The organism is Enterococcus sp. LJL51 (assembly GCF_049894025.1).
GTDB lineage: Bacteria > Bacillota > Bacilli > Lactobacillales > Enterococcaceae > Enterococcus_L.
In genome coordinates, this window is the sequence record NZ_JBNEQE010000017.1 from 1 (window position 1) to 21,900 (window position 21,900).

Below are 21,900 nucleotides of genomic sequence, written 5' to 3' on the forward strand. Positions count from 1 at the left end.
CAGAATGCAAGAAGAAGCTTTCAGATGAAAAAACAGGTTCGATTTATCGACAACGGAAAATCGATGTAGAACCAGTGTTTGGGCATCTAAAGGCTCATTTGGCGTTCCATCGTTTCCATTTACGTGGGAAACAAGGAGCGAAGATTGATGTTGGTTTGGCTCTCATGGCACTAAATCTAAGAAAATTAGGAAAATATATGGAGAGAAAGAGAAGGGAAGAAGAAAAAACAAGCCCGATTTTGACATTCATCATCAAAATCGAGCTTGTTTTCTTTTTGAGAGTGGATTATGTCCCAGTCTCTGTTCTATTTTCTAATTTTAGAGATTTTGAAAAGTACTAAAATAGATATTTCCTTCTATTTTCAATTATGTCAAGTCTTGCTCAAGAACCCAACTACTGATTTCCTTCAACAGATACGCCTTTTTAGAATTTGGATTATTTACATTTTTTACTTGCTGAACTGTATAGGTCTTATTCTTAACCCAAGACGGAATACGTTCTAAAGTTTGGTATTGTGTTGCGTGATTAAGTAGTTTCACTTTTTGCCCTACTTTAAAGCCTTCCGCAATTTCTCCAGTTGTGTTTCCTTGATACCAGTAAATTGTGTTAGCCGGTCCACCATTATATGACCAGATTTGATCATGGTTATTAACAGTTATCCCGTTATATCCGAAATTACAATGAATAATCTTCTCGGAATCTACAAAGACACCAGTATGTCCCGCAGCACCACTTGAAGCACCTCGGTTACCCCAAATAAAGATATCCCCTCGTTTTGCATCAATATAGCCATTTACTTCAGGAAGAGCTTTCCACCCATTTGCTTCAAGATGATTAAACAAACTATCTGTATTTCCCATTGTCCCCACTGGAAGAAATCCACCAGCCTGTAAAGCATAGTAACCGGCACTGGAACAGTCATCCTATTCTTAGTTTATTTCAATCCACAAGCGATAATCAGTTAAACATCAGCATGAAGCTTTCCTGTTTTGTGTGTCCTTCTCTGTGATGATTAACCTTCTATATGTTAGTGGGTTTTGGATAGTTAGCAGAAACTAAGCTGATACCCGACATTATTATATTCATCAATCTTAGTTTGGATACGCTTCTTGTAATACTTCACTGCTGATTTAGTCATATCAAGATATTCTGCTGTTAACTCTTCTGTGTTCTGTTCACCATAGATAGACATAAAAACATCTTTCTCCGCTGTATCCAATAACCCTATGGCTTCGGTCAAAACTCTTTTCTCTTCTTCATCAAGTTCTCTAATTTCTATATTCCCTGTAGACAGTTTATGAAATGATTCCATTTCTCGGATATCTCCCCATAGCTCTTCCCGCTGCTGCTCAGATAAATCAGTTACTTTGCTTGTATCATCAAACGTTCTTTCCCTTCCTTCAATCAGCCAGAAAAGAGCGTACTCACCAAAAGGAAAATTACTTAATTCAGCGGCTACAACTTCAGCCATCAGGCAGCCATCGGAATTTCGAACGCGGACTACTGTATATTCACCTAATACTTTACATAAATCTTTGAATTTCATCGCTTCGCTCTCCGTTCAAAGAAATTTCTGAACGGTTAGGACATTCAAATATAAAAACTACAATGGATATATATACCCATCTGTCAGACAATCAAAGAGAAAAGACTTTGGAAAAATTCATAAGTCATGTGAATTTTTAGTTGTACTGGGTCAAAAACTGGGTCAAAATTTATTTTTATATATTTGAAACAGGCTGGATGCCTTTAACGTAAGGATATTCAGCCTGTTTCTGGTTTCTGTGTAGAAATTATTAAGTTTTTGCTGTGATGTATTAATCCTCAATTCAGCTTACGATAAAATTCCATTTCCATATTTCGTAGGCTTCCTTCAATTTTTGCTTAAATATGTACTTTAACCTCTTTGCTCCAACTGCTCTCTTATAACAAAGAAATCATAGCATCCGTCCTTTCAGAATTTTATTTCCTTCCAATTTTTATGCTATATTTTGCTTACTCAAACTTCCTATCTAATAAATACAAACCATTCCGACAGCCATTCTTAGTTAATCATTCATTTAAAAATAAAAAACTTCCATCATAAATAATTTTAAAATTATCAAAGAATCCGTCATAGAAATTTCACAACTTCCTTGTATTATTAACTCATACCAATAAACAACCCTAACAAACACTTTTTCATTTTTAACTCCTTTTCCCGCCCTCCCCCAAAGGGCGGGTCCTTTTTTATTTTCACTTCAAAAATCATCTTAACCCTCTCTTAATTTTAAAACCTTACGGAATTTTGTGTACTCTTTCATTAACTGTGCTTATTTAAGTAGAACTAACTTGTAATGATATAAATTCTGATGCATCTAAAAGTCACTCCCTACAAAAGTAAATCACATACAAATAGACGGATATAACTACTTTTAACTTTATTTCAAATGCTCAATGGGAGGAAATTCAAAGAAAACAGCTTCTATTTTATAAGCCTTAATGTCTTCTTTACCTTTTTTTACATTTAAAGAAAGATTCCTACATAAAAAATTCATATTTCCCTTGTATTATTAACTCATACCAATAAACAAACCCTAACAAACACTTTTTCATTTTTAACTCCTTTTCCCGCTCTCCCCCAAAGAGCGGGTCTTTTTTTGTAGTTTATTAAACTAAAGGCTGTTTTTTCTAAAATAAACTACTCCTGATTTAAAGCTTCTATGAGCTTACCGTAGAAACTATTCCAAGGTTTGGCATTTGTGGAAAATGAGTGAGAGATAGTTTTTGCTGCTATCCTCAAATGAAATCCGCCTTTTTATCGATTCTGACTAGGTTCATCTTATTAAGTAGTTAGAGCAAACTCTTACTTAGTGTTTAACCATTTCCTAAAAACTTCTCTTCAATTCGAAAAAAAGATTTTGGCTGGAGGATAAATATATTTATAAATTTAAAACTTTTTTTAGTGAGAATCCGTAAATTGTAGCTTTACTACTTGAAGATGAAATAATCTTTATGGAGCATCGAAATAAATCCTTAGATTATATTCAACAACTTGGTATAAACCGCTATCCTCGGTAAAAAGAGCTGAAAGTGTTCATTATTACTACTAGAAAAAAATACAAAAAGCTAATCTTCTCTCTAATTCAGTTCAGAAAGCAGCCTAATTATTGCTATAATTTCAGAATAAAAGATACGCTATTTCTTTTACTTTTCATTGAATAGATTGGCTGTACAGCTATTTCTTATGTTTTCGTTAGTAAATCTTTTACACTTTTGAAAAGATTCCTACACAAAAAATTCACATTTTCCTTGTATTATTAGCTCATACCAATAAACAAACCCTAACAAACACTTTTTCATTTTTAACTCCTTTCCCGCTCTCCCCCAAAGAGCGGGTCTTTTTTTTTCTTTATTCAACATTAGTATGCTCAGTCCCTTAAACTCGGATAAACGGTGCTTCAGAAGTAACTACTAGCAGCGAGCTGCATCGATGTCCGCTCAACATCAGTGGTAAACCACTGTGTTTCAAGGCTCTTCGACAATAAGGCGGAAATTCGCAAAAATTTGGGAAACACCAGGTAGGAAGCAGTCAACATCGAATGGTTTACCTTCGTGTTTCCTGTCATTTTCGGAATTTCCGCCTTATTGCTTAGAATCACTGTAATTGCTCTTTTGAGCAGAACAGATGATGAAAAGTACCTACTTGGTGTTTGAAGCTAACCACTTCTGTCACAACCTTAGCTTTTAATCCAGCATGATTTTTTCTTATAGGACATATTTCCGCTTTCTATTAATTCAATTTGATGTCTTTTGTATTTATCTTAAAAGCCTGTTTCTTTTGTTCTAAAAGATAGACTGATTAATAATACTTAACCCGTTTAAAGGATTTCTTAATCATTCGTTAGTAAATTTTTTACACTTTTGAAAAGAAACATCCATAAAAAATTCATATTTAACTTGTACTATATAGACATACCAACAAAACAGTTTATTTGTTAAAAACATTTAAACTACTAACCCTAACACAACACTTTTTCATTTTTAACTCCTTTTCCCGTCCACCCCCAATGGACGGGTCTTTTTGTATGTTCCGAAAGGGTTCGAGGCAATACGCAGAAAATTTCTGCGTATTGCCTCGAACCCTTGATTTTGTATTGACCTTCTCTATGGATTTGTTACACTAAAAAAACAGAGTATTCATTTATTTTACTAACTACATAAAGGAGAACCTGCTATGGATATTTCAATTACTTTACCAGATAATTTTCAGTCTATGACCATTTCAGAGCTTCTGGACAAAGAGTGGCTAGTGCCCAGAAAAGTACGTCATTTTCTGCGTACTCGAAAAGGGGTGTCTATTAGTGGGCAGCCTGTGTCATTTCAGCATTCACCCCAAGCTGGCGATACCTTGATCCTACATTTTGAAGCAGAGGATTATCCTGCACCAAAGAGTCAGATTGGTGAAGCAGTTTCTTTAGATATCTTGTTTGAAGATGAACACTTAATTATTTTGAATAAGCCTGCCGGGCTTAAAACGCATCCTAATGAGCCAGATGAAACGGATACCCTATTGAATCACTTGGCGGCCTATCTTGCGCCTAAGGGAGATTTTCCCTTCGTTGTCCATCGCTTGGATAGAGAGACTAGCGGCTGTATTGTTTTCGCTAAAAATCAGTTTATTCTTCCGATTCTTAGCCGCATGCTGGAAAACAAACTAATCTATCGGCGTTATCAAGCAGTCGTTGCAGGTGAAATTCCTGAAAAGCACTGGATAATCCGAGATAAGATTGGCCGACATCGTCATGACCGACGCAAACGAGTGATTGACAATCGTAAAGGCGATTTTGCTGTCACTCATGTCGAGAAAGCTTTTTATAATACGAGAACGAATGAAACCTCAGTTTTTTGTACACTGGAAACAGGACGCACCCATCAGATTCGTGTTCACCTGAGCGGCAATGGTTATCCTATTATTGGCGATTCGCTTTATGGAGGAGCAGCGAATCAGCGGCTTATGCTTCATGCTTTTGAACTTCATTTGATTCACCCTTTTTCAAAAGAAGAAATCGTTGTTCAGACCGAGCCGGGCTTATGGTAGTATTTTCATAGAATATTTATATAAAAAACTAATCTCATAAAACAGCAGCAGCTCGTCACACTTGGTTGACAGTACAAAATTTGGAATATGCTCGTAAAGCTTGAGGGTCTGGAATAACAATAAATTCCAGACTCTTAGTATGCCTAAATTCGAATAAGCGGTGGTCGAGATTACGCTCTTCACAGCTTCTTTTCCCTTGTAATTAAGCTTTGACGACATATCTTCTTATTCCATCCTCATAATAATCCATTAAAAAACCCTAAGTTAGACTTTTAGTCCAACTTAGGGGCGCATCTCAATCTGTCTAATTTCTACATCCAAACTTTATCTATGTTCGATGATCAATGACATCGGCATAAATCTTTTCCGGCAGCCCTTCTTCTTTACTGAAAGTTACTCGGATACTACGACTAATGATGCTCGTTTCTTCCTCATCATTGTACAGTTCTATTAACTGTCCTTTTAATTTCTCTTTGTCCGCCAGCTTTTTTTCAAAGTCCGACATCACTTGGTCCAGTCCCTTAATCTCAAGAATTTCTCCAATTTTACGAACAGTTCCTTCCAATGATTTGCCATAATACTGACCCTCCCCTGTCCAGTTCACCAGCTCCAGCTGCTGACTCATTAGGCGAACCAATTTCTTTTCAGAGTCATAACTATAAACTGCCTGCAGGATACCTGAAGCTGCTAACTCTTCGGTACCCTTTTCGCGAAAACCTGTTCCGCTTACTAACGTCAGCTGATTTTCTTTTGCTGTAATCTGTTCTTCATTTAGCTCCATCGCTAAATTTTCCTTAGGAAACTCCTGTTGGATAACTGCCTGCAAGTCATGGAAGACAGGCGTTAACTCTACACTGAACCGCTCCGCTAAGTCCTGATCCAGTTCACTGGAAGGGATACTATATGTATACTCCCCCCAGTTTTTTTCACGTTTGGCTTGCCAGATAAAACCTGCTTCATCCTTAGGTACATCATTCAAGTCCTCTTTTGCTTTTTCCTGAGTACAGCCGCTTACTATGAATAGTGCCGCTAGGATAAGCCAGCTACTAATTTTCTTCATCTTTTATACCCTCTCCTTGTCCTTCTAATACATTCGGCTCTTGACCAGCCTCTATGCGTGTGCGCCTCCGATACAGCCAGAAACTGTACCCAAGAAACAGAAGCATACAGCCTACAAATAGGACCACACCCAGCACAAAGCCCTGAGGCATAAAGACAAACTCAATCGTGTGCTTGCCAGCTGTCAACGGCAACGTTAGCAAGGCCTCCTTAAATAAAGGAATTTCGACTTCCTCCCCATCTACATACGCCTTCCAGCCTTTATCATAGGGAATCGTAGTGAATAGCACCTGATCTTCTGAAAGATTTACTTCCCCGCTAACCTTTCGTCCTTCGGTTTTCAAGTTCACTCCCTTATCCTGCATCTTCTCCATCGCTTGACCAAAGACTTCTGTATCTAAAAAGACAATGTTCGGATTTAACATCTCTACATACCAGTTTTCTTCCTCTTCATACAATTGATTGAAGAATTCTGTTTTAAAGGTCACTGTGGTTTCTTCCTCATAGTAACCTAGGCGGTAAAATTGTCCAGTGACATTAATCGTTGACGTATAGTCCTGTCCGGCAACCTCCAACTTCACCTCTGTCGAGCCTAGCTCATCATGGTAAGTAGGATACAGACTAAAGTAAGCTTGTGTTTTTGCGGGAACCTTCACCTGCCAAGTAATTACCTGACTCTGATTTTTCTTTTTCGGTTTAAAAATGAAGGTTTCATTGCCTTTAATCTCACCTGTTGTTTGTTCAGAATTTTTTATACTCGTTATTTCAGGCTTGGTAAAATCAAAGTATTCGGTGGACTGACCAGATAATTGATTGAAGAGTAAGGTCTGATTTGCCACCGCATCTTCTTCATATATCGTATCATTTGTTAAAATCCCTAACGGCATAGCATACGCATTCTCATAAAGACCATATTCACCGCTGGTTGCTTGTAAAGTATAACCGTATTTTAGTGGGTCCTCTTTTGAAATATTGTACTTAATGCCGGTCAGCGCATCCATTAAAATCGTATTGTTATCATAGCGGACACTCAGCTGCGTTCCCCAAGAACGAAAGCCTAAATCGGCCATATAAATGGAGGAATGACGGTTCCGAATGGAGGAAAACATGGAAACTCCACTGTATCCAAAATTAAAGCTTTCATTTTCTGACAGCTTGTCCAGATTTTCCATACGATAAAAGCTGTCGTTTGCTTCCTTCGTCTGGTCGACTAGCTCCTTTAGTGGTGCATAGGGCTCTTCATATAGTGATGTCATGGGATAGCCCCACTCCTCTCCTAACCCGATAATCATATTCCGGGTATTGAGAAATAGCTCACCCATCGTTAGACCGACCAAGCCAACCGCAACTACTTTCTGCCAGCGGTTCTGCTTATAAAACAGAGTCAGCAGCACCAAATAGGCAATCAGAAAACCAAAGGTATAGATAAAGGAATCTTTATAGATATAGGTATAGCTACTGCCGCCAAACATCAGACGCCAAAAGTTAAAGGCTGCTAATAAGCCAATCCAGATAAAGAGCAGCATGGACAGTTTGTCTATATCTGCTTTTTCCACCTTTTCCCAAGCATAGCCAGCTAAAAGAATAACAAGAAACGAAAATAGGAAACTAAATCTAAAAAGCAGCATATTCGGCGAATGCATTCCATGCCAGAATAAGTTCAACGGTTCAATGTAGAAGCTGGCAACCAAGACCCCCAGCAGCCCGCCATAAGCTAGCTTTTCCCGTGAAGAAAACTTCTTGGAAACAAAATAGAAAAGAGCAAAAAGTAACGGCAATAGACCCGCATAGATAAAGGGAATCCCTTGATATTGCGTAGTATCATATACACCCACCATATTTTTTACAAGTAAATCCCACCAGCTAGTCGCATCTGTTTTTAATGTCCCAGCTTGGCTTAGGGCTTCTCCGTTGTTTTGCAAGTCCATAATGGTTGGTAAAATGACAACCATTGAAGCACCTCCTGCTAAAAAGGAGGTTACAAAATAGGAAAGGATACTTCCTTTGTATTCTCTGGGTTTGATAGAAAAGCGCGCCCAATAATAGAGAAATGAGAATACTCCCACAATAAAGGCCATGTAGAAATTCGATACAAACAACAGAAAATAAGAAACAAAAAGAAGCGTCGGTTTCTTTTGATCCATTAAACGATGAATTCCTAAAATAACTAAAGGCAGATACATGACCGCATCCAGCCACATCAAGACTTCTGAATAGACCAATGTAAAGGACATCAGCACATAACACTGACTTAGAATCAGTTGTACCCACCGAGGAACCTTGAAGGTTTGGCCTGCAAAAATCCAGGCTGAAAGACCGATACAGCCAAACTTCAACAGGGTTAATAAATAATATGTATCAGTCATTGACGCATTGTCAAAAAAGTACACTAGCGGGGTAAAAATCCCGCCCAGATAATAGGCCGCAAATGCCCAATAGTTTAATCCTAGCGAGCCATACCATGTATACAATAGGCTGCCTTCCCCTTTTAAAACATTGTGAAACCCAGCTAAAAAATGGGAATACTGTGTGAAGCTGTCACTAGTTAACACACTTCGTTCACTTCCAAGATAAATATCCGCCTGCCAATAGACAAAGGCTAAAATGAGCACCGGCAAGACGAAGCTCGCTACGCCGAACACTCCATTTACTTTTAATTGCTGCTTGATTTTTCCCATAGTACACCTCAATTTCTTTTGATAAAAAACGGCTGAAAATCAATCGATTCCAGCCTGTTCTTCTTTGTTTAGTTCTAGTTCTTTTTCTTTAGTTTACGCGGCCCAGCTTCGTAAAAGGATAATAACGATAAAGGACAACCCCTTCAAGCTGTTCTTCCTTAATAAAACCCAATGCTCGGCTGTCTTTGGAATGATTGCGGTTATCCCCCAAGACAAAATAGTGTCCCGCTGGTATAACTGACAGAGGTTGGATAGCACTAACTAAAGACTCCGACAGATTGACCTTCAAGGTACCATCCGGCATTTCCGTTGCCGAGCCATCTGTCAATACGGTTCCTTCAGTAATCTGTTGGTTGATAAACAGCGATGTTCCTTCCACCCAAATCGTATCTCCAGGCATGCCAATCACTCGCTTCACATAGGATTCCTTCTTATCTGCACCTGGCTGAAAGGTCACTAAGTCATAGCGATTCGGCAGTTGTTTCTTAAAAACAAAAATCCGATCCTGATTTTCCAATGTGGGAGACATTGACTGGCCATCTACTTGATGGGTTTTTATTCGTAAAAAAAAGAAGATGCAGCACAAAACAAACACTAGAAATAGGGCATTAGATACCCAATTTACCGACTGGTGTTGCTGCTCCGGGCGTTTGGGCCGTTTTCTATTTTTCTTTTTTTGTTGCAGCTGCAGCTGTTTGTTTGGTGGTCCGTTCTTTCTTCTTTGTTTTCCTTTTGATTCCATCTGCTGCACTACTTTCTTTAAAATTGTCGAAGCTTATGGAGTGGTAACAGACGCATGGTTACAACACCCACAATGTCTTTTGCCTGAATTACCCCATAATGCCGACTGTCTGTAGAAAACTGACGGTTATCCCCCATCACAAAGTATGATTTTTCGGGAATAATCCCTTCGGATAACTCAGGCAGCTCAGTGGTTGAAAAGTCATCTGTTAAAAAATAACCTTTTTCATTCGCAAGCTGTCGGGCATCGGCAAGAAAGAATTCAGATTTTAACTCTGTATTTATGTACAATTCATCCTCTTTGTAAGTAACCGTTTCCCCTGGAAGACCGATTATCCGGCGAATCGACAGCTCCTTTTTTTGAGGTTCTCGAAACAACACCAGGCTATAGCGACGCGGAACCCCCAATCGATTGACAAACAGCTGGTCTTTATCTCTAAGTGTTTGTGTCATAGAGTAGCCTTCTTGCTTATATACAGAAAACACTGTCAGACTGCCGATAAACAGCAATATCAAAAATACCGCTCCTGTAATTGTCAGCTCTTTCCTAAGATTCTTCCGCTTAGCACGCCTCTTCTTCTTTGAGAGGCCGATTTTTTTTGAGGAAAGCCTTTTCTTCGCTGGTACAGAACTGTCGTGTGCCTTCTTAGAAGCGGCTTCAGACCTTCTTTGATTCTTCTTTACGCGTTTTCTGCTCTGTCCACCACGTGCCGGCGGCTTTGCACCTGTATGTTTCTGCACTTTCTTGTGCGGAGTCTTCTTTTGGGGTTTAGCGGTAGATAGCGACTGGTTTTTATCAGTTCTCCTGCGTTTTTTCTTAGCCTGGGTCTCTGCTTCTACCATGATGATTCCACCTTATTTTTTCTGCTGTAATGCAGACTCGTTAATACCAAAGTAATCAATGACCTTCTTTTGCTGCTCCGTTATTTTTGTAATGTCCTTTAAAAATCCGTCATATGTTTCCTGATGCTGTAACGTATCCTTCGTCTGACTGTTTAAGTTCAACCCTAGCTCCTTGACAGAGGTATAGTAGCGATTTAACAAAAGCTGACCTTCCGTCGTAATCCGTGTACTGGAACGAATCCCGCCATAGCTTGCTAAGCGGGCTGCCAGTTCCCGTAAGGTTTTCTCAGCTTTGACCTGATTTTCCCCATCCTTTACCTGAGTCATAGCGCCTTCTGTTTCACTCATAAGATAGTATGCCTGCACCACATTTTCCGAGTCATAGTCACTTAGATTTGTTGCCTGATAATACTGGGCATAAAAGGCACCTCCGGCCAAGACACCGGCAGTCAAAAGTAATAGAATCCCGTTGCGAAGCTGCTTTTTCTTTTTCTTCTCTAAATGACGTATTTCCCGTTTCAGGCGTTTCCGTTTCCGCTTGTTCTTTGGTTTTCGTTGTTTTAACAGTTTGACTTTTTTTCCAGTTCCCATAGACAAAACTATCAAAAACAAAGTAACTAATAAACAGAGGATAGCGGCAGACAAGACGCCGACAAATAACCAATCCAATACTCCCATGTTTTCCTATCCTCCTCTAGTGATTAGGCCTTCTTCCGCCCATTTTTTTTCTTTCTTTTTTGTAGTTGCTTCTTCTGCTCTTTCTTCTTGTTCACTATACGTACGATGAGGAAAATAATCAGTAGTAATAGAAAAACACCGCCAGCGATTAAAACAATCAGCAGCCAGTTAATACCTCTTTCTTGGATCTGCCCTACATCTTGACTATTAAATTTTTCAGCTTCTTCATCAGTAATTGTAAATTTCTGGTCCCACTCCCAACGGCCTCCCGCTTTTGTCGTTACCAAAATATGTGCGTTATAGTCGCCCGCAATCATCGCTTCCCCATTTAATGAAACCGGAAAGTCAAACATCGAATTAGGTGCCATCCGCATATCTGCCTTCTTCGTATCATAAACAACTTCCTCTGACCCAGCTTTCATGATTTGAACTTCCGTAGTCATATCATCTGTATATACAGGCTGAATATTGGAATAATTAACAAAAATAGCATTTCGACCATTGTTCAGTTCAGGATAGACCTTATTCAGCTTCATATCCGGATCAATCACTGTATCAGTTTCACTCAACAGCATACCAATGACATAGGCATACTTATTGACCACCATTCCATCTTCCCTTGGTGCATCTTCACCTTCAATTTCCTGCAGTTGGATTCCACCAGCAATCACTCCATCAAAACCTGCCTCCGGCATTTTGATTGCTAAATCTACCATGATACTACTCTCAGCAGGAATGGTTACTTTTTCAGGACCAGTCACGATTTTCTCGAAATCATACTTCAAGGACGCATCGTTTTCGAGTTCATTGGGACCATATTCAATAACACCATTACTATTTGTTTTAGCACCGCTGAGATTTACAGCTACATCAATCGGATTTTTCCAAGGATTGCGTAATTCAATCTGAACGGTTTGTTCCTGCCCCGGCGTCATCCGTAAGTCAAAGTAGCTGGCATCGCTATGTTGGTTCTCTGGGAGAAGACTTTCATAGGAAAATCCAGACGCACGCTGGGTTGTTGAGGTACTGCTTTCCTCTGCCCACACCCGTAATCCGCCAAATACCCCAAAACTGATTATGTATAAAAATGCTATTAATTGTGTGATTCTCTTTGTGTTCTTCATGTATGTATCCTTTCTTAAAGAGGAAACGAGGTCTGCCGGCAGTTTAACCGACAGCCTCATTCCAGCTTACTCTTTTACTTAATTATCTAGCGTCTTCGATTTTCCAAGTAACTTCTGCTTGGTATTCGCCGTCACGTAAAATAACAGCACCTGGAATTTCCAATTGAACAGATTTATCTGCATTTGTTCCTAAATCACCAAATTGGATGTCATGTGTACCGAAACCTTTTCCAGCTTCTTTGTTTGTCAACACTGTAGATTCAGCACCATAAGTTAAAGCAAAGTTCGCAATTGCACCTGTAGGCATTGTTGCACCGTTTGTAGCAGATACTAATTTAGCATTTGAGTAGTTCAATTTTGCATTTGCCATTACATGACCAGATGTGTGTGTGAACTGTTTAGAAATTTCTGCTTTGATTGTGTAGTGGTTTTCCAAACCATCTGTACGGTGGTCTTGGAATTTCACGTAGTTAGGCATAGAAATTGCTGCACCGCTGCCATCTGCGCCTTCGTTTGTTTTGTATACATCTGCATCATAAGTTTTCAGATTTCCGTGAGTTAGCAACTCATTTTGTTTGAAATCTAAATGGCTAACAAAGATGATTTTCAAATCTTCATCGGCTGAGTTTACTGGTCCAGGGATAACTGGTCCTGTTGTTCCCGGAGGTGTATTAGTAGTACCTGTGTTGTTCTTCGTGAAGACGATTTTACCTTTACCTGTGTAGTCTCCTGGTGCTGCTTTTGTTGCGCTTGGCACTACAACTGCAACGCCTGCTGCTGCGATTAGTGCAGCTCCGATTAATTTGTGTGAAGTTTTCATTTGTGTTTCCTCCTAATAATATGTGTGTGTTTTATTTATGGCAACTCAGATAATATCCAAGTTAACACCGTTTGGTATTGGACCGGATCTTTTTTCGTTTTCCCCGGTACGAAGAGTGTTACTGCGCTGTTCTCATAAATTGGCTGGCCGCCGAAATCCGCATCTGAAATGGGATTGCCGTCTTTATCCAGCCTTGGACTCAAGGTATCTGCCTGACCGCTCTGGTTCTCAATTGAAGCCCCAAACTCGAGTGACCAAGTACCTTCCCCTGTTCCTTTTTTCGCTTCAGCCAGCGTATAAGTCTGACCGATATTATCAATACGGATGACATCCTTGGAAACTGCTGGTCCATTGGCCAAATCAAAGGTAGAGTTTACCCAAGATTTATCCATGGAAATCACTGCTCCTGTCAATTCCTTATTGGTTGTCGTTTCATTTTTAAATTGTGTTTCCTGCCGCAGCTGTAGTGTCCAGCCAGCACCTGTTCCCCGATAATCGGACACTTGAACAAAGTTTCCTCTCGGACCAGTATCACTGTGGAAAAGCTGAGCATTCGCTGCATACGTTTGATCTTCTGAAGAAATCTTATTGTTCCAGAAATTCAGTTGAGGAACAAATTCAATTCTCAACAGTCCATCGGTGCTGGGACTAGGTCCCGGATCAACGATATTCCCTGGATTTTCTGGGTCCAATACATCTTTTCCATACTCCCCGTCAAACGAAATCGTTCCATCACCCTGCCAGTTGCTTTCTGCCGAAACAGCGGTTGTACCAAACAGCAAACTACTGAATAAAACGAAAGGGACAGCGTATAAACAATGTTTTTTCATCGGCTGCCCTCCTCTTTCTCTTTCCTGCGCTTCCACAAGAAGAAAATCAGTACCAGCAGCACGAGTGCTGCTCCGCTAATGCCTAGGCTTTTCTGAATCAGCTCACCTGTCGACGGATATTTTCCCGGCGGCTTAGTAACTGAACTGGACGGGGTGGTACTAGATGACGGTGTTGTACTTGATGATGACGGTTCTGTCGTACTAGACGGCTCTGTACTGTCCTCATAAAATCCAACATTTCCGTTCGTTTGAACCGCGCCGCCTTCAGCCGCTAGAACCGGCTGTGTAAACAGCGTGAATGCCAGAGCAAGGAAAGAGACAATAAGCAAATGAAACCAAGTATTCTTTTTCATTGTGTTCCTCCTCATCAATTGGCATCCTGCAGTGTCCAAAGAATCTCTGCTTGATACTCACCCATTGCTTGAACACGGCCAGCCGGGATTTGTAATTTGAACCCATCTCCAGCCTCTGACCAGTTATCACTAATAACGAAGTCGCCGGCGGTCCCTGAACTATCTCGATAGATTTCTTGAGGAGAGCCGTTTAACGTCAATTCCGGCCTACTGCCGTATTTGTAGCGAAGTGCTCCCGGCAAGGTCTTACTTGTATCAGTTTGATGTGTTAAATCTTGTGTTACTTCAACCATCAGCTTCCAGCTATCGCGTTGTGCCCGTGTATCTGTAACAACCAACGGTTCTGTATACTCTGCTTTATTTACACGAGTATCTGTATTATTACTTCTTACCCCGAAGTTCAAAACTGATGGGCCGGAAGTAATTTCCAGTACACCAGCGATTGTTCCCGGTGTTTCCACTTGTGCTGTAGCAGTAATTTCTTCGTAGGTCGGAGTAGGATTTACACCTGGTACAAATGGATTATTGCTTTCCCGCGGCGAATAACCTAATGCTGTTGCTTCATTTTTCAGCTTAAAGCCAACTGCATTTCGATTGATGACTGCATCAAACGTAATAACTGCTTCAGTAGAAGATGCTAAACTGCCAGCGTTCACTGTCAGTGTCCGCGTACCTTCGTCATACGTTACAGCACCAGCAGCTGGGTCAGTATTATTAATTTTTAGATTAGCTGTTGCCAGTTCAAAATTAATACCTGTTGGTAAGACATCTGTAATTGCAACGTCTTTCCATGTGGTGTCTAAAGTTGCTGCTTTGGTATTTCTAACAGTCAGCGTATAACGGACTACATCATTTACCTGAATACCAGAAGTAATTTCTGTCCCTTTTCGGTAGAATTTTTGTTCCTTTGTCAAACTTGACTCTGGAATAGAATCGCTCACAGTATATACTGTTGCTTTTGTGAATGTTGCATCCCGATAGGACAAATCATTTGGCGAAGGATTAATGTTTCCGTTTGCGCTATTCGTTGATGGTGCGGCTGGATCAAATGGCAGTTCTCCAGCCTGACCCGCTGCAACACCTGCATTATCCTGCAGATAAATGGTTACAGTGTCACCTGTATTTAGGTAAGCAGACAGATTATGTGTCCATTTGCCATCTGCACCAACTGTTCCAGCCGGAATCATTGTTCCCGCATTAGCAGTTGTTCCAGTAATTGTCAGGAAGACTTTCGCGCCTGCCTCCAGATTTTCAGCAATCAGCTGCTTCGTCGCATTTGTTATTTTGTCATCGACAACTTTTGCCGGTTCCGGCGGAGTTACATCGATGACTGTTGTTGACTTATCATCACCAGTCCACTTATTCGGTTCAGCTGGACCTCGTTCAGCATGTGCAGTAACCTGCTGTCCAGCTTTCTGGAAGTCCACAGGAACACTCGCATATCCATTGGCGTCCGTTAAGATTGGTCCATAATTGTTGCCGTAAGTGTCTGTAAAGTACACTGAGGCTTCTCCTTGACCCGCATATACCGGCACCAAAATCGTATTCCCGTCCTGATCATAGCCTGTCGGTCTTTCACCTAAATAAACACGAACCTTCAACGTTTTATCGGCATCCGTTGTTGGATTCCAGATAACCTCCGGCGGTGTATTTCGTCCAGCAATTCTTTTGACAACTGGCGGATTAAATTTCCCTAAGGTTGTTGCAAAGTTAGCATCAGTTGCTACAGGATATGGATTGGTATTAGCTGCTGCATACGTATCTGAGTTTTGGCTGTTCATTTTAAACCCGCCAACCTTCACATATTCCTCTGAAGCTAAGCCGTCAATATCAACATTGCTTGACCCGCCTGCAGCACCATTCCGCCATAAACTGATATCTGAATTGATGATCTCAAAGCTGTTACTGTTTCTTCCATTTGCAACAGATAATCCATTGTACATATTGACTGCTCGATAACTACCATTATTACTAGCTGTATTATTGGTCGAGTTTCGAATGTCAAACGATTTTGGACTGTCCAATACAAAAGAATTATTAGTAGAGCTTGCTTGTGTTTCAATTGTTCCCGTGTTAGTACCTGTTTTCCCATAAGCAAAGAAACTTGCTTCTGGTTCTACAATAAAAGTATTACGGTGCGTAATAGCATTATAGCCATCTGCAAACGGACCAGGTCCGCCTCCATAAGTTAAAACTGCACCAGTCCCTCTACTAATCAAGTTAAGCGTTGCATCTTTTTTCACTCGAACAGTAGAATCATAGGTGTCAAAACGCCAGGCATTTCCCTGCATATCGATGTTTAATGTTGCTCCTTCATCAATTACTGCGTCGCCGTAATCCCCATAAAACCCAGGATATGAAGCACCTGTTGTTACGTTTTTCAGGTAGACAAATGAATCTTTACCTATTGTCAACTCGCCAGTTGCTCCGGTTGTCTTCTTATCAATTCGGTCTACAAACCAGACAACTGAATAATTAGAGTATTCAGTAATCCCTCTAAATGAGGTACCTGGCTCAACAATCAGACTTCCTAAATAGAACGGCTCACCTGTCACACTTAAGGTTACTTTTCCTGCCAGGGTTACTTCTGCTTGATAGCCTACAACTGCACGAGCTACACCTGTATAAGTTGCATTGTTATCATCGATATCCGTATTGACATTAGTAAAACGGAAATACCAATTTCGAGAATATGGTGCATTGGCATTTTCTCCAGCAACTGTTGTATCTACACCAGGAGCACCAACAAAACCATAGGAATATCCATTTTCTGCACCAGGTTGTGCAATACTCAAATCCTTCAAATGAATCATTGACCGAGTTTGTTGGCTGCCGTCAGCTGCGGTTTCGGTAAAGCCAGTTGGCGCATCACTTGTACGCAGCATTTTAGAACCTGAAAGTGTTAAGCCGTACTCCTTTTTAGCTCCAGTCCCATCTACATAACCTCCATCAATCACGACAGATGCTTTACGGTATTCATCTGCGTTATCTCCGAAAATTGTTGTTGATACACCATCTACTGAAATATTCTCACTGGCAATGCTTGCAGTCAGCTTAATTTTAGTTACAGCATTGTTCTTATACGCACGAACAAATTCTGTCCAGTTAGATACATAAGCTATATTGGCATCAGGATTAAAGTTGCCTTTTGCAGCATAGTAGGCTGCATCAGCCAAATCTAATTCTGAATCTGTTGAAGGAACATACGCCATTGGCGCAACTTCCAAACTTTTAGAATATTCTTGTCTTTCAAAATCTTCCTGTGTGGGTGGTGTCATCAGATTTTCTGTTAAATCAACTGATGAATCTGCAAATGCCAGCTTTGCTTCAGCAAGCGTTGTTTGCTTACTACTTACTAGTTTTAAATCTGCAGAAGCCGCTTCCTCAGATTTTTCAACTAAGAATGTTGTTTCAAAAGCTTCAGTTCCTTTTTTAATTTCTAGTTTTTTACTGCCTTCATTGATTGTTGATACGATAAGCTCACCATCAAAAGATTTGGATAAACCTTCTTGAATCACTTCCTCGCTGACATCTTTCAACCCGCTATAATTCAGAACTAATTCCTCATCTACAGGATTTTGAACCTTCAGCGTGACTGACTTCGTCGTTTCAGAAACATCTGATACTTCAAAACCATATTCTTCTTCTGAAGCTTTTATATAAGAAGCTCTAAAGACTGAACCTACAATCAAAATCGCGGAAAGCAGCACTAACCAAAAATAAGACTTTTTTCCGATTTTCATTTATTCATCTCCTCTCCCGTAATATTTTTATGTACTTGTCTTAAAAGAAGTACATATTTATTTCAATCTCCTTCAAATCATTAGTGAGCAAAGATTTCATATTGTGTTATCGCCCGCTTCTATTTTGTTGGAAAATGAAATACCGTATGTGTGTCACCGTCACTCCTGATAATCAGACAAAGCCGCCATGACAATCCCCATTCATATCTTCGACTTTCCTAAAATAATCATTCTTTGATAACCAGCATGTAGCCTTTCGAACGAACTGTTTTAATATAGACGAAAGGAGTAGACTTTCCTTCAAGCTTTTCTCTTAAATGGAAAATTAAGTTAGCAACTTTGTAATTGCTGTTTTTTTCATCGAATTCTCCATCCCAGACCTCTTCATACAGCTCTTTATAAGTAACAGCAGAGTTGATGTATTTATATAAGGTTTCCATCGCATGGTATTCTAAGCGTGTTAAAGGAATTTCTCCCTTACCTTTTACATTAATGCTGAAGTTTCGAGGAATCAGCTCTAGTGTTTTATCACTAGTCGGAGTAACAGATACTGATTTTTCAGTGCGTTTTCCCTCATTATTATCAGGATGTTCTTGTTTCCTATATAAGCTATTTGTAATGGTCAAGCGAAATTCTTCACTATCAGAGTCCTCAGGTATAATTCCTACCGCTCCCAACTGCAGGTAGACAGAGCGCATAATTTTAGCAGAATCAGATGAAAAAACCCAAACGAAAATCCCTGAATATTCTTTAAGCTTTAACAGTAAACTGCAAGTATTACTTACGTCTTCTGCCGGGTTCTCTCTAATTACGACTGCATCCAGACTATTGATATATGTATTAAAGTTTTCATCTGTCAAAGAAACAACGTTTATTTGATTCTTCTTAAGATTTTCTACATACTTATCTGATATATCCGCTGATAACGTTATTACTCCTAAATTCATAGGATTTTCCCCCTTCATTCAATTTACATCGCTCGTTTTTCTACAGATTTCTGTTTTCTTGAAATCCAATAGATTTATGTATTAAAAGTATTAAGTTTGAGAAACTAATTAAAAACATTGAATTTATACAGGTTAAAGACGCTTTTTTTGAAGCGACGGCTTAAATGACGGCTTAATATTTTCAACTAAATATGGATATAGCTGCCTTAAATTGTTGATAAATAGGGAGGAAAATCATTGAATATTTGTGACGGCATTTGCGACGGCTTAAACTGTTTATAAATTTCTGTTTTTTTTTTAAAAGGCTAGTTATACCTGTTGATTGTATGAAAAAAATTACTATTCATTGTTTTTTTATCATTTTTTTGCGAAAAAAATTAAAAAATTGATAAAAAACTAGCTAGACTATTCTTTGTTTTTAATTTAGAATTAACCAAGAAATGAATTTGATTTATTTTTTTGTATTTAAAATAAAAAAAGTTTCTCAAACTTAATACTTTTGAGAAATCTTTTTTTACTACAACAGCATGAATTCTTACGTTCATATATATTTTCGCTGAAAGAGTTTTGATTTTATTTTGTTCATGAAGACAAATTAACCATCATTAAACAAAAATAAATACTTCTTCACACGTTATCTTTTTTTCATCGTCTTATTTTTTTTAAAAAACAGTGAGATTTTTATTTTTGTTTTCACTTTTTTATTAAAAAATAATTTTATATTCAGTTTTTTAAACTTCTAACTAAAAAAACATCGGAAATAACGACTTTTGTCGTTTTCCGATGTTTTTCTATCGTATATATTCTTATTTATAGTAACTGATTTAAGCTTTTACAATCTAGAAAGCTATAATTCTTAAAAAACTCAGCTAATTTAATCAACACAGTCTGATTCTTACCTTTTAAATCGTTTTCTATCTGTAGAACGAGTAAAGGTTCATGGAGACTCATGCGAAGTAGAAACCACCCTGAGCCATACTTTTCTAAAACATCCACTCTAATTCCTTCATAATTCTCCTGATCAATAGCAAATCCTGCTGTGTTCTTGGCAAAAACCTGCATGTCGTAAATCACTTGGTTTCCATAAGTCTGAACATCTTCTGTCTGAATCTTAAAGCGCAGCTCTTGAGTCTCCACAGGTTGCTTTAAGGTCCCTATCAAGTCGCTCAGTGTCTTTCCTTCCTGCTTTAATCTCGGCAACAGCATCAGCAGCTTAGCGATGACATAGGCCCCGTCATCCAGATTGTAGTTCTCTTTAAACGCTGCATGACCACTAGTCTCTATTGCTAGTGGCGTTTCTATCCCTTCGCTGTTCAGTTCAAGCATCTTGTTAATAACATTGCGGTAGCCGGAAATATAGCGTACCTGTTTTCCGCTTTTTTCTTCAATAAATGTCTTCAAATGGCTGGAGGTCGGTGAGTTAGTGACAATATTGCTGCCTGGGTATTCTTCCAACACAATGGTTGCCAGCAGTGCAATTAAATTATTTCGATTAATGACTTCTCCACTTCCGTCAACAACTGCTGAACGATCGACATCTGTGTCAAAGATTACGCCTAAGTCTGCTTGATTATCCAGTACTGCCTGACGAATGCTTGCCATGGCTTCCTTATTATCAGGATTGGGGATATGATTTGGAAATGTTCCATCTGGTTCTAAAAACTGCGAACCCGAAATATCAGCTCCCAGTTCAGCTAATACTTGTTCTGCAAAAAATCCGCCAGCACCATTGCCGGCATCTACAACAATCCGAAAGCCTGCTAGCGGCTTAGCTTCCTCTGTTTTCATCCCTTTGCGAATTTTCAGCACCATATCCTTCGCATAGGTTTGGATAATCTCAGTTTTTTCTATTTTACCTGTTTCTTCTATTAAAGGCTGCTCACTGTGTTCAACAATATAAGCGATATCTTCTTTTTCTGCCCCGCCACTTCTTGTAAATAGCTTTAAGCCGTTAAAATAGTAAGGTAAGTGGCTAGCCGTAATCATAATTGCTGCATCGCAGTCATACTGAGGAAATTGTGTTGCCATAAACATTGCTGGCGTAGTAGCTAGTCCCAGGTCCAGCACTTGTATACCATGACAGACAAACGAGTCACTCAATGCCTGTTTCAAGATATCTGCAGTAATCCGGCTGTCATGACCAATCCCGATTTTTAATTGACCTGCTTCCTGTTTTTCTCGAAGCTCCTTCTTATCCCTTAACCAATGAATCATACCTACTCCGATTTTTTTCACTTGTTCAGGGGTTAAATTCGCCTGATATTCTTCTGTACTTACTGCAATCCCTCGAAAATCAGACCCATTTTGCAGCGCTTTCAAATCCATGTAGCAAAACTCCCTTCATTTGTTTGGTTATTGTTAAACTCTTTTATTCGTTTCTCATCATTGCTTCCAGCCGCTGAACAAGTATCTGTGCTTCCTGCTCTGACCTAGTAATGATAATAATCGTATCTACTCCTGCAACAGTTCCGGCCACTTCACTATAGTTCACCTCATCAAGAAGATTGGTTACCACATCCGCTCTGCCCATATCTGTGCTAACGATAACTGTAAACTGAACTCTTTCAATACGGATAACAGAATCCTTGACTGATTCCTTTAGCTTGCTTTCTAAGCTTTCCGTTTTCACCTGTGAAAAGATGGCATATTTTACTTTTCCATCTGAATCATGGGTTTTAACAATGCTCATTTCTCTAACATCTCTAGAGACGGTCGCCTGAGTCGCCTTAACGCCGGCAGCCTTCAAACGTTCAATTAGCTCTTCTTGTGTCTCTATTTCATTCTCAGTAATAATCTGACGAATCAAACGCTGACGATCTACTTTTTTCATGTTGCAACGCCCCTGTTTAGTATTTTCTTACATTATAACGAAAGTCTTAAAAAAAATCAGTTCTTTTTGGTAAATTTTACTCTTTTTACAGAAATGGATAAAAGTAAAGAACTGGAACAAGAGGTTCCAGTTCTTTACTTGTGCTCTGCCGCTGCTCCATATTTCAAATAATG

General features: G+C 39.4%; 16 protein-coding genes and 1 pseudogene. 2 read left to right on the top strand and 15 right to left on the bottom strand.

Going from position 1 to position 21,900, the window contains the following annotated elements; genetic code table 11:
• Window positions 1-341: transposase (locus ACPWSO_RS14170; protein WP_426084232.1), on the top strand; the 341-nt coding region annotated here is incomplete at its 5' end.
• Between the two features lie 25 nt (window positions 342-366).
• Here the strand turns inward: ACPWSO_RS14170 and ACPWSO_RS14175 are convergent.
• Both ACPWSO_RS14175 and ACPWSO_RS14180 read right to left on the bottom strand, forming a co-directional pair.
• A pseudogene (locus tag ACPWSO_RS14175) lies at window positions 367-909 on the bottom strand (peptidoglycan amidohydrolase family protein); the annotation flags it as partial.
• Between the two features lie 137 nt (window positions 910-1,046).
• Entirely contained in the window at window positions 1,047-1,547 is a 501-nt protein-coding gene (locus ACPWSO_RS14180) for a hypothetical protein (RefSeq protein ID WP_426084233.1), read from the bottom strand.
• Window positions 1,548-4,217: 2,670 nt separating this feature from the next.
• Between ACPWSO_RS14180 and ACPWSO_RS14185 the strand changes: the two genes are divergently transcribed.
• Window positions 4,218-5,081, top strand: coding sequence for an RluA family pseudouridine synthase (locus ACPWSO_RS14185; protein WP_426084234.1), 864 nt, complete (start codon window positions 4,218-4,220; stop codon window positions 5,079-5,081).
• Between the two features lie 328 nt (window positions 5,082-5,409).
• On the opposite strand, the gene ACPWSO_RS14190 is transcribed toward ACPWSO_RS14185, so the two are convergent.
• The 13 genes from ACPWSO_RS14190 to argR all read right to left on the bottom strand — a co-directional run bounded on the left by ACPWSO_RS14190 (window position 5,410) and on the right by argR (window position 21,727).
• Window positions 5,410-6,141: a hypothetical protein gene (locus tag ACPWSO_RS14190; protein ID WP_426084235.1), complete on the bottom strand. Its 732-nt coding sequence runs from the start codon at window positions 6,139-6,141 to the stop codon at window positions 5,410-5,412.
• Entirely contained in the window at window positions 6,128-8,818 is a 2,691-nt protein-coding gene (locus ACPWSO_RS14195) for a YfhO family protein (RefSeq protein WP_426084236.1), read from the bottom strand. Before ACPWSO_RS14195 ends, ACPWSO_RS14190 begins: the two co-directional genes overlap by 14 nt.
• A gap of 88 nt (window positions 8,819-8,906) precedes the next feature.
• On the bottom strand, window positions 8,907-9,560 hold the full coding sequence (gene lepB / locus ACPWSO_RS14200) for a signal peptidase I (protein WP_426084237.1): 654 nt from the start codon (window positions 9,558-9,560) through the stop codon (window positions 8,907-8,909).
• A 17-nt stretch (window positions 9,561-9,577) separates the two neighbouring features.
• Window positions 9,578-10,402, bottom strand: coding sequence for a signal peptidase I (gene lepB / locus ACPWSO_RS14205; protein WP_426084238.1), 825 nt, complete (start codon window positions 10,400-10,402; stop codon window positions 9,578-9,580).
• A 12-nt stretch (window positions 10,403-10,414) separates the two neighbouring features.
• Window positions 10,415-11,080, bottom strand: a complete 666-nt coding sequence (locus ACPWSO_RS14210; RefSeq protein ID WP_426084239.1) for a hypothetical protein — start codon at window positions 11,078-11,080, stop codon at window positions 10,415-10,417.
• Between the two features lie 23 nt (window positions 11,081-11,103).
• Complete coding sequence (locus tag ACPWSO_RS14215) at window positions 11,104-12,204, bottom strand: DUF916 and DUF3324 domain-containing protein (RefSeq protein WP_426084240.1); 1,101 nt, start codon at window positions 12,202-12,204, stop codon at window positions 11,104-11,106.
• A gap of 82 nt (window positions 12,205-12,286) precedes the next feature.
• A complete protein-coding gene (locus tag ACPWSO_RS14220) occupies window positions 12,287-13,024 on the bottom strand; it encodes a WxL domain-containing protein (RefSeq protein WP_426084241.1) in 738 nt (245 codons plus the stop codon).
• A 35-nt stretch (window positions 13,025-13,059) separates the two neighbouring features.
• Window positions 13,060-13,854 carry a WxL domain-containing protein gene (locus ACPWSO_RS14225; protein ID WP_426084242.1) on the bottom strand — a complete coding sequence of 265 codons (795 nt, stop codon included), beginning with the start codon at window positions 13,852-13,854 and terminating at the stop codon, window positions 13,060-13,062.
• Entirely contained in the window at window positions 13,851-14,207 is a 357-nt protein-coding gene (locus ACPWSO_RS14230; RefSeq protein WP_426084243.1) for an LPXTG cell wall anchor domain-containing protein, read from the bottom strand. The genes ACPWSO_RS14225 and ACPWSO_RS14230 overlap by 4 nt, the downstream gene beginning before the upstream one ends.
• Before the next feature lie 14 nt (window positions 14,208-14,221).
• Window positions 14,222-17,950, bottom strand: a complete 3,729-nt coding sequence (locus tag ACPWSO_RS14235) for a pectate lyase-like adhesive domain-containing protein (RefSeq protein WP_426084244.1) — start codon at window positions 17,948-17,950, stop codon at window positions 14,222-14,224.
• 227 nt (window positions 17,951-18,177) lie between these two features.
• Window positions 18,178-18,897, bottom strand: coding sequence for a winged helix-turn-helix domain-containing protein (locus tag ACPWSO_RS14240; RefSeq protein ID WP_426084245.1), 720 nt, complete (start codon window positions 18,895-18,897; stop codon window positions 18,178-18,180).
• 810 nt (window positions 18,898-19,707) lie between these two features.
• The gene (locus ACPWSO_RS14245; RefSeq protein WP_426084246.1) at window positions 19,708-21,222 is read right to left on the bottom strand and encodes a phosphomannomutase/phosphoglucomutase; all 1,515 of its coding nucleotides are present in this window, start codon (window positions 21,220-21,222) and stop codon (window positions 19,708-19,710) included.
• Between the two features lie 43 nt (window positions 21,223-21,265).
• Window positions 21,266-21,727, bottom strand: a complete 462-nt coding sequence (argR, locus tag ACPWSO_RS14250) for an arginine repressor (protein ID WP_426084247.1) — start codon at window positions 21,725-21,727, stop codon at window positions 21,266-21,268.
• Window positions 21,728-21,900 lie beyond the last annotated feature (173 nt).

Bases quoted from the DNA above. Each gene is read 5' to 3' on its own strand.
- ACPWSO_RS14195 (WP_426084236.1), bottom strand. From the start codon at position 8,818: ATGGGAAAAATCAAGCAGCAATTAAAAGTAAATGGAGTGTTCGGCGTA.
- ACPWSO_RS14245 (WP_426084246.1), bottom strand. From the start codon at position 21,222: ATGGATTTGAAAGCGCTGCAAAATGGGTCTGATTTTCGAGGGATTGCA.
- lepB (WP_426084237.1), bottom strand. From the start codon at position 9,560: ATGGAATCAAAAGGAAAACAAAGAAGAAAGAACGGACCACCAAACAAA.
- ACPWSO_RS14240 (WP_426084245.1), bottom strand. From the start codon at position 18,897: ATGAATTTAGGAGTAATAACGTTATCAGCGGATATATCAGATAAGTAT.
- ACPWSO_RS14225 (WP_426084242.1), bottom strand. From the start codon at position 13,854: ATGAAAAAACATTGTTTATACGCTGTCCCTTTCGTTTTATTCAGTAGT.
- ACPWSO_RS14220 (WP_426084241.1), bottom strand. From the start codon at position 13,024: ATGAAAACTTCACACAAATTAATCGGAGCTGCACTAATCGCAGCAGCA.
- ACPWSO_RS14185 (WP_426084234.1), top strand. From the start codon at position 4,218: ATGGATATTTCAATTACTTTACCAGATAATTTTCAGTCTATGACCATT.
- ACPWSO_RS14180 (WP_426084233.1), bottom strand. From the start codon at position 1,547: ATGAAATTCAAAGATTTATGTAAAGTATTAGGTGAATATACAGTAGTC.
- ACPWSO_RS14210 (WP_426084239.1), bottom strand. From the start codon at position 11,080: ATGGGAGTATTGGATTGGTTATTTGTCGGCGTCTTGTCTGCCGCTATC.
- ACPWSO_RS14230 (WP_426084243.1), bottom strand. From the start codon at position 14,207: ATGAAAAAGAATACTTGGTTTCATTTGCTTATTGTCTCTTTCCTTGCT.
- lepB (WP_426084238.1), bottom strand. From the start codon at position 10,402: ATGGTAGAAGCAGAGACCCAGGCTAAGAAAAAACGCAGGAGAACTGAT.
- ACPWSO_RS14215 (WP_426084240.1), bottom strand. From the start codon at position 12,204: ATGAAGAACACAAAGAGAATCACACAATTAATAGCATTTTTATACATA.
- ACPWSO_RS14190 (WP_426084235.1), bottom strand. From the start codon at position 6,141: ATGAAGAAAATTAGTAGCTGGCTTATCCTAGCGGCACTATTCATAGTA.
- argR (WP_426084247.1), bottom strand. From the start codon at position 21,727: ATGAAAAAAGTAGATCGTCAGCGTTTGATTCGTCAGATTATTACTGAG.
- ACPWSO_RS14235 (WP_426084244.1), bottom strand. From the start codon at position 17,950: ATGAAAATCGGAAAAAAGTCTTATTTTTGGTTAGTGCTGCTTTCCGCG.